This is a genomic window from Paenibacillus sp. FSL H8-0317, from assembly GCF_045040685.1.
Lineage (GTDB): Bacteria > Bacillota > Bacilli > Paenibacillales > Paenibacillaceae > Paenibacillus.
Map to the genome: position 1 here is coordinate 3,498,859 of NZ_CP150294.1, position 12,039 is coordinate 3,510,897.

11 protein-coding genes are annotated in these 12,039 nt (G+C 44.0%); 6 read left to right on the forward strand and 5 right to left on the reverse strand.

All coding sequences use genetic code 11. The features are described from left to right. Positions 1 to 4: 4 nt before the first annotated feature. The 4 genes from MHB43_RS15695 to MHB43_RS15710 all read right to left on the reverse strand — a co-directional run bounded on the left by MHB43_RS15695 (position 5) and on the right by MHB43_RS15710 (position 3,847). Positions 5 to 1,285 (reverse strand): glycoside hydrolase family 27 protein, encoded by a 1,281-nt coding sequence (locus tag MHB43_RS15695; protein ID WP_405132307.1) that lies wholly within the window; start codon positions 1,283 to 1,285, stop codon positions 5 to 7. A 108-nt stretch (positions 1,286 to 1,393) separates the two neighbouring features. Further along, entirely contained in the window at positions 1,394 to 2,275 is an 882-nt protein-coding gene (locus MHB43_RS15700; protein WP_405132308.1) for a helix-turn-helix domain-containing protein, read from the reverse strand. A gap of 34 nt (positions 2,276 to 2,309) precedes the next feature. After that, a complete protein-coding gene (locus MHB43_RS15705; RefSeq protein WP_405132309.1) occupies positions 2,310 to 3,110 on the reverse strand; it encodes a GNAT family N-acetyltransferase in 801 nt (266 codons plus the stop codon). A gap of 125 nt (positions 3,111 to 3,235) precedes the next feature. Continuing rightward, the gene (locus MHB43_RS15710) at positions 3,236 to 3,847 is read right to left on the reverse strand and encodes a TetR/AcrR family transcriptional regulator (RefSeq protein ID WP_405132310.1); all 612 of its coding nucleotides are present in this window, start codon (positions 3,845 to 3,847) and stop codon (positions 3,236 to 3,238) included. Between the two features lie 137 nt (positions 3,848 to 3,984). Between MHB43_RS15710 and MHB43_RS15715 the strand changes: the two genes are divergently transcribed. The 4 genes from MHB43_RS15715 to MHB43_RS15730 all read left to right on the forward strand — a co-directional run bounded on the left by MHB43_RS15715 (position 3,985) and on the right by MHB43_RS15730 (position 7,697). Then, on the forward strand, positions 3,985 to 4,746 hold the full coding sequence (locus MHB43_RS15715; RefSeq protein WP_405132311.1) for an alpha/beta hydrolase: 762 nt from the start codon (positions 3,985 to 3,987) through the stop codon (positions 4,744 to 4,746). Between the two features lie 257 nt (positions 4,747 to 5,003). Further along, positions 5,004 to 5,438: a ribonuclease domain-containing protein gene (locus MHB43_RS15720; RefSeq protein ID WP_101313754.1), complete on the forward strand. Its 435-nt coding sequence runs from the start codon at positions 5,004 to 5,006 to the stop codon at positions 5,436 to 5,438. A gap of 14 nt (positions 5,439 to 5,452) precedes the next feature. Beyond that, complete coding sequence (locus MHB43_RS15725; RefSeq protein WP_405132312.1) at positions 5,453 to 5,728, forward strand: barstar family protein; 276 nt, start codon at positions 5,453 to 5,455, stop codon at positions 5,726 to 5,728. 274 nt (positions 5,729 to 6,002) lie between these two features. Beyond that, positions 6,003 to 7,697, forward strand: a complete 1,695-nt coding sequence (locus MHB43_RS15730; RefSeq protein ID WP_405132313.1) for an ABC transporter substrate-binding protein — start codon at positions 6,003 to 6,005, stop codon at positions 7,695 to 7,697. A gap of 116 nt (positions 7,698 to 7,813) precedes the next feature. Here the strand turns inward: MHB43_RS15730 and MHB43_RS15735 are convergent, their stop codons facing one another. Continuing rightward, positions 7,814 to 8,683 carry an AraC family transcriptional regulator gene (locus MHB43_RS15735; protein WP_405132314.1) on the reverse strand — a complete coding sequence of 290 codons (870 nt, stop codon included), beginning with the start codon at positions 8,681 to 8,683 and terminating at the stop codon, positions 7,814 to 7,816. A gap of 163 nt (positions 8,684 to 8,846) precedes the next feature. Here MHB43_RS15735 and MHB43_RS15740 point away from each other — a divergent pair, with 163 nt between their 5' ends. Together MHB43_RS15740 and MHB43_RS15745 are read left to right on the forward strand one after the other, a co-directional pair. Beyond that, positions 8,847 to 10,358, forward strand: coding sequence for a glycoside hydrolase family 43 protein (locus MHB43_RS15740; RefSeq protein WP_405132315.1), 1,512 nt, complete (start codon positions 8,847 to 8,849; stop codon positions 10,356 to 10,358). 14 nt (positions 10,359 to 10,372) lie between these two features. Beyond that, the gene (locus tag MHB43_RS15745) at positions 10,373 to 11,923 is read left to right on the forward strand and encodes a glycoside hydrolase 43 family protein (protein WP_221821083.1); all 1,551 of its coding nucleotides are present in this window, start codon (positions 10,373 to 10,375) and stop codon (positions 11,921 to 11,923) included. Positions 11,924 to 12,039: the final 116 nt, after the last annotated feature.

Genomic DNA, 12,039 nt, shown 5'->3' on the forward strand with positions numbered 1-12,039 from the left:
AAGCTTAGGAAAACCGATAGAGACGCACACCGTGCGCAGGTACAGTAGTAACTAAGGAATTCTCTGTAAATTCAGCTGCTTCTTGGCTCCACAATTCAGTACCTTCGGTAATGCTGGACAATCCAACCTCATCAATGGACAGATCCACAGGTAGAGCATCCTCACCGATGTTAAAGACAGCGACGTAAGAAGAACCATCTGCATGCTGGGCAGTCCACACAATAAGATCTTCTTTGCGTAAGGCTTCTCTGGCTCCGTAACTCTCGCGATGCATTCGCAGAACCTCACGATTGGTCAACAGGGATAGTGTCCAGTCATCATTATCTCGCAGTTCACCCCCAAAAATGAGCGGGGAACGGAAGATACTCCACAGTGACATCATCAACAACTGCTCGTCAGGTGTGAACCGAGTCCAGCGATCTGCTCCACCACCATCTACAGAACGGATACCGATATGACCCAAAGGCAACATATCACAGTCTGGCCAGCAGCCTGCTTGGGGAACGCCCTGCCACGTCCGGCAGCGATCGAACATATCCAATAACAGCGGCCACAGGTCCCAGAAATCGTCCGTGACACGCCACATGTTGGCATGATCAGCCAAGAATTCTGAGTATTCCACCGGAGCAGGGCCAGGAGAGAGACTTAGTACCATGGGCCGACCGGAGCGCTCAATCGCTTTGGATATCATTGCGATCTCTGGCTGATGGGTGTCATAGAGCCTGGAAGCAGCAATATCGTCGACCTTCACCAAGTCAACGCCCCATTGTGCATACAGTTCAAAAAGGGAATCGTAGTAGGCCTGAGCGCCTTCTTTTGAGCTATCAACACCATACATATCTGTATTCCACGGACAGATGGAATTCGGATGAGCAATATCGCGCGCAGTGGCGGTTGTGCCCAGGATCGGAGTAGCGGCATGTGCAGCTTGACGTGGAATACCGCGCATGATGTGAATGCCAAATTGCAGCCCAAGACTATGAACGTAGTCGGCTAATGGCTTAAATCCCTGTCCACCTGCAGCGGAGGGAAACCGATTCTCGGCAGGCATAAGCCGCGAATATTCATCCATGATGAGTGGAACGAACGGACGATATTGCGAAGAATTGGCCAAAGGCTCGTACCATTGAATGTCGACCGTAATATAGCTCCAGCCAAAGTCTTTAAGGTGTTCTGCCATGTAGTCGGCGTTGCCACGAATTTCGTCTTCTGTAACGGCCGCGCCGTAACAATCCCAGCTGTTCCAGCCAAGCGGTGGAGTTGATGCTGCAAGCGTATGATTCATGGGAATGCTCCTTTATGGATTAATTATTGCTCTCGCTCAATTCATCATAATAAAGGATTTTATTAATATCTACAGTAATGTTGAGTGTGGAATAGCAAAATATTGCGGTTAGTCGAAGAACAATTTACGGTACACAAGGCTTTCTCCGCCACTACGAAATTCACCTGGCGTAACGCCGGTTATGCTGCGAAAGGCTTTGATAAAATAACTTCCGCTGGAATACCCGACTTGCTCGGCGATGACTTCAATGCTAAGCGTAGTTCCGCGCAGCAGTTCCATTGCTTTTTCTGTACGTACACGTGTCAGATAAGCACCTGGGGTCAAACCTGTACTGGAGGAAAAGCGACGTATAAAGTGATATTTGGAAAGGGAAACATGCTCCGCAAGGTGATCGATACTGATCATTTTGGAGTAGTTGTTTTCTATGTATTCAACGGCTATTTGAATGTTTTCAGACCAATTCTCCCTGTTGCGCAATGTCGTTTTCTGTAATCGAGTCAACTCTGTCATGAACTGATATACGCTGGATGATGCGATCAGAGGATCAGTGATTCTGCCTGCTGCCGCATCTGTCACGATCATCCGCAACAGTCGAACGGGTGTACAATCAGCGGGTAAATAGGGCACTTCTCCAGCTTCCCGAAGAAATTTTCGCCAATGGGGCAGAATAAGAGTGGGCCTGAACAGCAGGAACAGAAACTCCCAAGGTTCTTTTGATGCTGAATGGTAGTAATAGCGATGTGGCCCTGGAATTTCGGCCAAAAAAGCTTGTCCTGCGGTAACATGATGAATGCGATTATTCGACTCAAACACACCTTCACCCGAGATTGTATATTGGAATAACAAGAGAGGCCCGTCCGAACGTTCGAGTCCGTCCCAATGATAAGAAGGATCGGTTATTGAATCACATCCTGCCGCATACAGTACACACAGTTGGAGCTCCTTGTCTTCCGCGAATCGAAACCCATAGGTTCCTCTAGGGATATTCATGTCAGCTCTCCTTGTTGCCCTGAATTTTGCACATTTATGCATTATACCAATACATTGGTTGCTCCTCGATCTTATCAAAACAAAGCTTGTTTGCCATATGTAATGATTCAATGTTATCGGCGTGACAGCACCAGTTCGGTACTAATCCTTTGTTTATACACTCTTCAATGAACCGAACGCCGACAGCTGTAGCCAATCCCTGCATCTTATGTTCCTCAAGTGTGATGATATCGATCTCCGCATAACCACCACCTACATATGGGGAAGAGCAGACGCTAACAATTTCACTATCTCGAGTAATAAAATGCGCAATACCATTAGCAATAAAGTGCGGTACAGAGTCCCATACAATTGAATAGTAGGAGTAAAAATCCTTAATGTACTTCGTTGCGATGGATGGATTTAATTCTACGAGTTTAAAGTGTTTACCTAAAGTGAGAGTATCTCCTTGGTATCTCTCGGTAAACTTCATCTTATTGAACGAAAAATATGTGCGTTTGATTTTCTTTGCGTTCGGTAATTCATAGTTATCAAGTAAATCGATCCAATCTTCCGAAAATAGTGCCAGTGCATAAAAATCTATTATATGATTCTTTTTGTTTATTAAAAATCGAATGACGTCATCATTAAATTTTGGATTGCTAGCCGTCCCCAGTAGACAGTAAAAACCACCACAGCTTGTGATCAGGGCTGAAGTTATGTTGTGCTTGTTGTTTACGTATACAGTTCCTTGTTGTTTTTGCTCAAGTACGGAATACACAAATACAGCTTTATTCTTGATCTCTATGAGAAGAGGAAGTATCAAGTGAATCTCTTGCCATGTTAGAATTTCCAAAACTACACCTTCCTTTGCGCTTATCATGCTTATATAAGGTAGAATTTCTCGTCTCGAGCAGAATGCATAAAGCGATTGATCAATTAAAGATGTAAACTAACCACTAATACATAATCAGTTCAGTTTTACTGCGCTCCGTGAATGAAAATATCTACTAGCTTCTGGCCTAGCGAAAAGTTGGAACCATATTTATGCAGGTTATCTTCCCGATTACCCATTAACATCAATGTCGAGAAGGTCTCTGCCAGGAAAAATGGATCGTCCGTTCGCAGTCTGTTTTTATCCATTGCCCGTTGGAAATGGGAGGCTAACACTTCGTGAATCTGATGCTCCGCGTTGCGTATATCCTGAATTTGAGCTGGTTCAAGAAAAGGCTCAGCTTCTCTGAGCATGGTTTCAATCTCCGCATGTGGATTGCCCAGTCTGGCCTCTGCCAATCGCACAAGCCCCGACTCCAGATTCTCGGCCTGATCAAGGATATGCGAGGTTAAACGGCTCACATTGTGTAACATCGTTGTAAAGGCAACCTTAAAAAGCTCTGGTTTGCTGGTGAAATGATAATAAATGGTTGGTTTTGATACACTACATGTTTTGCCAATCTGCTGAAGCGTGACTGTTTCGTAGCCATACTCCATGAATAACTGTGAAGCAGTTTGAATAATGGTTTGCTGAATTGAGATATCGTCGTTGCCATGTTTGGGTCTTCCAGGCAATCGTTTGGGTGATTTTTCTGTCATTGAACTTCCCTCCATGAATATTTTATGACAAATAACGATAGTAAGCAAAATCATCTTGTAATTATATTTACCGGTAAGTATAATTATGAGAGTTAAAAAAGACATATCATTATCCTCATACTAAGGTGGTTTTAAGGTTGAAAACAGCACAACGTACTAACAAATGGAAGAAAATAATTATGTGGACCATCTTGTCCATTGTTATCATCGTGGCCGGCGTTTACGTATATCTCAAATCGGTTACGTATAGTCCGACTGAGCGAGCTGAAACGGCGATGACAAGTGATGCTCAGGTTATTGTCGCCAAGATTAAGGACGGTTACCGATTTGAACCCGTGGGTACAGAGATAACCAAACCGAATATTATTTTTTATCCAGGTGGTCTGGTTGAACCTGAAAGTTATTCTCCACTTGCCAGAGAAATGGCAGAACAGGGTCACCGCGTATATATCGCGAACATGCCAATAAACTTGGCGATTTTCGGTCAGAACAAGGCTGATTCCTTTATCGAGGAACATCCTGACGAAGCGTTTGTAATTGGTGGCCATTCGTTGGGAGGGTCATTTGCATCACGGTATGCTGCGGAGCACAATGAGAAGTTGGAAGGCGTCTTTTTCTTGGCTTCTTATGCAGATGAAGGAGGGAGCGTGAAGAATACGGACTTGTCTATCTTACAGATTACAGGTTCGGATGACGGAGTGCTTAACTGGGAAGACTGGGAGAACTCCAAAGCAAATCTTCCGGAAGACACGACATATGTGAGTATTGAGGGTGGAAATCACGGCCAATTTGGCTCATACGGCATGCAAAAAGGAGATAATCAACCTGCCATTACGGAAGATAAGCAGTTGGAAGAGGTTGTTGTAGCCCTAGAGAACTGGATGGGTACATTAAATTAAACTATTAAATGAATGTGTTGAATGGTAATGATCGTCGTACGATTAAAGTCGCTATTTTAGCGGCTTTTTTTGTTGTAGAATAAAAATAATGCTTCAATGGAGCAAGGCAACAGCTTTAATTGATTGAATTTCAACTCCATAATAGGCTTACAGAATTGCTTTAATTACCACAAATCGTTAACATTAGAAGCATTGTCATCGAAATAGCACCAAAACGGAAGACAGCAAGAGCAAGAACATCAAAAGGAGAAAAGATTATGTTTTTCAGAAAATTTGCTTACACGTTAGTGATCATCCTCGCTGCATTATTGTTCTCAGGTTGTACGTCAGAGTCTTTGCGTGATCTCGGATCACCTCAAGTTTCGGAGGATATGGGATTTGATGAGGTTGCCAATTATATCTCGGAACACAATGAACTCCCACCAAATTACATTACCAAGAAAGAGGCCAGAGATCTGGGATGGGAACCAAGCGAAGGTAACCTGCGAGAAGTTGCTCCAGGCAAAAGCATCGGCGGCGACGTGTTCAGGAACCGGGAAGGATTACTCCCCAACAAAAAAGGCCGGATCTGGTACGAAGCCGATATAAATTACTCTGGAGGACGGCGCGGAAGCGACCGAATTCTATACTCCAATGACGGTCTAATCTACCAGACGACAGATCATTACAAGTCATTTGAACAGTTAAAATAAATGGAGGAAATGATATGAGCATCATTCAGATTAACGGAAACGACTTTCACAGCAAGGAAGAGTTTCATCAAATTTTGCAGAACCAGCTGGAGTTAGACGAGAGCTATGGAGGCAATTTGGACGCTCTATGGGATGTCTTGACTGGGGCTGTAAGCATGCCGATTACTTTTCAATGGATTGGGTTCGAGAAAAGCAAAGAGATTCTTGGAGAGTACGCTGATCAAGTCATGGAATTGTTGCGGGAAGTTGAAGCAGAAATCCAAGGATTTACGTTGGAATTATATTATTGAAAAGTAGTTTGGCTTTATGAGGCGATGGGCAACTATCGCTTTTTTGGTCTTCACATTTTTACTGAGACACATGTCTATATCATGCTATTTTCATGGCTTAATAATCAAGGTTGGGGTGATTAGACTTCCTTATACTTTAAACATGGAATAGGGTAGGCAGGGTTGTAGTCGTTTACTAACGGTTGAATATGTAAGCGTATACTATTTCAAAGCGAACCATCGTATTGTCTGGATTGGTTATTACAACTAACATCATTTAGGGGGCAAAAAAATAATGAGAGCCGTATCAAAAGTGCTAGGAGCATGTCTCGTAACAAGTGTTATGTTAGTTTCCGCCGGTTGCGGAAATGCTGCAGAGAATTCCGAATCAAATACGAGTGACCCCAACAGCCCAATCACATTTACCTTCTTCGGCGCAGATGCAAGTCCCAACTGGAACAAAATGCAGGATGCTGTAGGGAAAAAAATTACGGAAGAAACCGGTGTAAGCATCGATGCAGAATTCGATATTTCAAGCGGAGGCGGAAACGACCGCATTTCCCTGATGGCTGCCAGCGGCGATTATCCGGATTTGATTTTCCCCAAAGGTAACTTGACCAGACTCGTTGATGCCGGGGCAATGATTGATCTGACGGATCTGATCGAAGAACACGCCCCCAACTTGAAAAAGATCTACGGTGAGCACTTCAATCGGTTGAAATACAGTAATGACGACCCTTCAATCTATTGGATTCCAACGAATGGTGCGATTGATCAGGTCAGCTTTGATGCGACGAATGGTACTGCCATTCAACATCGTGTAGTCAAGGAACTCGGGTATCCTGAGATCAAAACCTTAAACGATTTCGAAAAAGTGCTACGTGAATATTACGAGAAACATCCGACCACAGATGATGGCCAACCCACAATTCCGCTGACGCTTAGTGCAGATGGATGGCGACGAATGATCACGGTTACTGATCCTGCTGTCATGTCTACTGGAGGACCTGGAGATGGTGAATATTTCATCAATCCGGATACCTACGAAGCTGTTCTGCATTACAAACGTCCCGAGGAGAAGGAATATTTCCGGTGGTTGAACAAGATGTACAATGAAGGATTGCTGGACAAGGACAGTTTTGTTCAGAAGGATGACCAGTATAAGTCCAAAATCGCCAGTGGTCGCGTGTTATCCTTGCTCGACCCAAGCTGGGGATTCAGTGATGCGGAAAATGCTTTGAAAAGTGCAGGAAAAGATGATATGACCTACGGATTCTATCCGGTAACGCTAGATGACAGTTTTCAGCGGAAAGACTTCCAGAATATCGGCTTTGATGGTTATGGCATTGGTATAACGGTAGATTGTGAAGATCCTGTCCGTGCCATCAAATTTTTGGATTGGATGTCTTCTGAAGAAGGGCAAGTATTGAGAAACTGGGGCGTTGAAGGCGAGCAATATAATGTGGAAGACGGTGTTCGCACCATCCCGGCCGATGTACAGGAACGTAAAAACAAAGACAATAACACATTCACCAAAGAAACCGGAGTAGGCTTGTATTACATTTTTGGTGCTCACTATGGGGATGGTGTCAAAGATTCAACAGATAACTACTATACAACGAATTATCCTGAACAGATTCAGCAAAGTTATTCCGATGAGGAGAAAGAAGCTTTGAAAGGTTATGGCATCACCACATGGAAGGACTTGTTCCCTTCCGAAGAGGAGTTTCCGGTGAAAGAGTGGGGCGCTGCATACAATATGCCGATTCCTTCGGATAGCGGGGATTATAACGTTGTGTATCAGAAAACGCAGGATATTATTCAGAAACGGATCGCCGAAGCGATTACCTCCTCTCCGAGTGCCTTTGAAGGCATATATGACAATATGATTACCGAACTTGACAATGCAGGTGCAGTAGCCATGGAACAGCAGTATACGGAGTGGATTAAAGATCGCGTTCGATTGTGGACGGGTAAAGAGATCAATTAACTGGCGTATAATTACAATAAAATTGTTTGCAGATCCGAAGTATATCCAAAACTAAAAAACATCGAGCCATGTTGGATGGTTTGATGTTTTTTAGTTTACATTGAATGAGCTCATCATTATCTTGGCATTGCTTCAATTGCATCACGTCTTTGTTTGATATATCTACCAGGGGAGATGCCGACCATTTTGGTGAAACTGCGAATAAAATTGGCATAGTCACTAAAGCCCGATTGAAAGCATGCATCCGTAATACTCATTCCTTCAGACAGGTGAAATTTGGCCCGTTCAATACGACGACCCAAAATGTAGGAACGGATGGTCAATCCAGTATGCTTTTTGAACTGGCGGCTGATATAAGTACTGTTCATGTAGAACACTTCGGTAAGTTTGCGAAGCGTAATATCTTGATTTAGATGTGTTTCAATATAATCCATGGTTTCACGAACCAGTTCAGGCATAATGTCATTGGGAACAAAGGAATTGTTATGAAACCAGACGTTAATCATGACCAACAATTGGGCTACGGCTGCATTTATTTTGATATCGGTGCCATAAGCATCGGAAGCAAGCAATCCTTCCAGTTCGTTCGTACATTGCAGCATCTGCTTCAAGTTATAGTCGTCTAAATGTACGATGTTGCCTGTTCCTTTGGGGCGATGATCAAAACATGACGATAGATTGGTTGATGGTGTGGAAAGCTGAAACAGATATGTTTTTTTGAGATTGATTGTAATTCGCTCATACTCAGATTCATCCAGAATAAAGGCTCGGTGCATCTCCTCGGGTGACATCACAAGCAGATCACCAGGCTGTACATGGTAACATCGATTATCTACATAAAAGTGAACGTTGCCACGAAGAAACAGGTAGATCTCGTATGCATTATGGCGATGATAGATCGTTTCCAGCTTATACGTCGTTACGCTATGTAGATATAAGAGCTCAGGCTGGATGGGATCATAAAAACACTCAGAGGATCCACTCATGAAGTACCTCCCGTCATTTCACGCAATAAATAGAGCGGTTAACGCAATGAAATTGTACTCAGCTTACCTTAAAATGTAATCATCCTATCATGATACCTTTTGTATTGCAAACGCTTTCTCGGAAAAAGGCATAACTAAAAACAATTATAGGGGGATTCTTTTGATGAATCATCATTCTACACCACAAGCTGGTGAGCAAAAGCAAGATCAAGCTGCCAATCTGGAGCGTATTCCAGGGGAGATTGGAAAGCTTCGTCCCAACGGTAACCCTCTGGTGGCCCACAAATTCGGAGCCGATCCCTATGCTTTGGTATTTAACAATCGAGTCTACTTATATATGACTAGTGATAAGCTGGAATATGATAAGGACGGTCTTCCTCAGAAAAACAGCTACAGTTCAATCAACCGGATTACGGTCATTTCTTCGGATGACTTAATCAACTGGACCGATCATGGGGAGATCAGAGTTGCTGGACCTCAAGGCGCAGCAACATGGGCTTCGCAATCCTGGGCCCCGGCAGCTGCTCATCGAATCTTGGATGGCAAGGACTGTTTCTTTCTTTATTTCGCCAACAATGCCAGTGGAATAGGTGTACTGTCTGCACCCACACCTGTAGGTCCGTGGATAGACCCTATAGGAAAAGCACTTATTACAAGAGAGACTCCGGGAGTGGAGGAAGTAACCTGGCTATTCGATCCGGCTGTCATTGTAGATGATGATCATCAGGCCTACATTTATTTTGGTGGTGGTATTCCCCAGGGGAAAGCAGAAAGACCGGATACGGCAAGAGTTATGCGATTGGGAGACGATATGATCAGCGTTGTTGGCAAAGCGAAGGTTATTCAGGCGCCTTATATGTTTGAAGATTCAGGGATACATAAATATAATAATAGTTACTACTTTACGTATTGTTCCAATTTTATTGAGGGTGATCGGCCAGAGGGCAGCCCACCACCTGGTGAGATTGCATATATGACCAGTGTTCAGCCAATGGGGCCATGGACATATCAGGGTACGCTACTCCAGAATCCAGGACACTTTTTTGATATTGGCGGCAACAATCACCATGCTATATTTCAACTATCGGATCAGTGGTACATTGCCTATCATGCCCAGACATTATGCCAAGCCATGAATATCCCCGAAGGTTACCGTTCAACACATCTGAATCGAGTCGAGCATGATGAGGCCACGGGTAAGATCAAGAAGGTACAGGCAGATTATCAGGGCGTAGATCAAATCAAATGCTTCGATCCCTATGGGCGGGTAAGCGGATCGACGATTGGATGGAGTAGCGAAGTATCAACAGAGCAATATCCTGACTCTGGTGAGATGTCTGCATCAGATTCGAATACGATTTCCGCTAAACTGCAAAATGACAGCTGGATAGCTATATCGAAGGTGGACTTTGAAAGTGAAGGACTCACAACCTTCACAGCAACGATTGCGAATCAAGCAACCGAAGGTACGTTGGAACTTCGACTTGAACGTGCAGACGGACCGTTAATTGGTGAAATCATTGTTCCGCCTGCGACAGAATCTCTTCAATGGATGGAACTAACAACTAATGTTACGGGTGCGAAAGGTGTGCAAGACTTGTATATTAAGCTTAAAAGTTCAACAGACAGCTCAATCATCCTTTTGAGAGAATGGAAGTTTAACAGAAAAAAATGAGGTGTAAATGAAGCATGTATCCGAATCCGATTATTTGGGCCGATTACCCGGATCTTGACGTTATTCGTGTAGAGGACACATATTATATGGTCAGTACAACCATGCACATGATGCCGGGATGTGTCATCCTGCGCTCATATGACCTGATCCATTGGGAAGTAGCCACATATGTATACGACACATTGGACGATACACCTGCCCAACGGCTGATGGATGGTCATCACGTTTATAGTAAAGGCATGTGGGCTGCATCACTCCGCTATCATCAAGGGATGTTCTATGTGATCTTTGTTGCGAATGATACCCGTAAGACATACTTGTATACGTCGACCTCCATCTCGGGAGTGTGGAAGAAGCAGATCGTGGAAGGGTTTTATCATGATTGCTCCATATTTTTTGACGATGATGAACGAGTCTATCTCGTATACGGTAATACCGAGATCTATCTGACCGAATTAAGCTCTGATCTGTCCGGGCCCAAACCTGGTGGAGTGCATCGCTTGATTGTAAAAGACGAGCAGCCTCATCACCTTGGTTATGAAGGGGCACATTTTTACAAGATCAATGGTAAATATATTGTGTTCCTGATTCATATCACGAAAGCTTCCGGACGGAGAACACAGGCGTTTTATATGGCAGACTCTCTGGAAGATGTCTTCACTGGTGGAGAAGTATTTAATGACGATATGGATTATTTCAATTCAGGTGTTGCTCAGGGCGGTATCGTGGATACGCCGGATGGAGACTGGTATGCAATGCTGTTTCAGGATCATGGGGCTGTTGGCCGGGTTCCTGTTTTGGTTCCGCTACACTTTGATCAAGGTATACCGGTCTTTGCAAGCAAAGCGCCGAAGCAGATTAATATCCCAAGCACGAGACCAGAGCACCGTTATAACCCGTTAGTGGGTAGCGACAGTTTCAATTATGAACCCGAAGAAGATGGAAACATCCGCCTCCGTGATTTTTGGCAATGGAATCATACACCTAATCATGAACTTTGGTCCGTTACAGAGAAACCGGGAGTGTATCGTGTTCGAACGGGACAGATCAGCCCAAATCTGACGTTTGCGGTCAACACACTAACCCAGCGTTCAATGGGGCCCGCTTGCGAAGTAATAGTTACGCTTGACGGCAGTCGTCTGAATGATGGGGATTATGCCGGGTTGTGCTTTTTGATCGGTTCGTACGGTATGATCGCTCTCACGAAGCAGGATAGCAAGTTTTACTTGGTCATGCATGCCAGAGATAGTGAGGATTCCACCATATTTGGCAATCTGATCGACCAGAAGCCAGCCACTGAACATGAACGTATCCCGGTATCAGATCCAGTAGTTAAACTAAAAGCATTCGGAAATTTTGAGAACAATCTGGATGAGTGCTCTTTTGCCTATTTCGATGGGGTTGAATGGAGAGATATAGGGATTGTCCACAAAATGATATATAAACTGGATCATTTTATGGGTTGCCGAACGGGGTTGTTTGTATATTCAACTGAAATAGCTGGAGGAACAGCTGACTTTTCGAATTTCGAATATCGCGTAATTAATCCTGATGAGAAACAATGAAAATACGTAAAAGCCGCCCAACGGCGGCTTTTCGTATTCAATGAGTACAAGTTGTTGTACAATGATATGGATTAAAGTTGACAGAGAGAAGAGAGTTGTTCAAACCGAACTGGGGG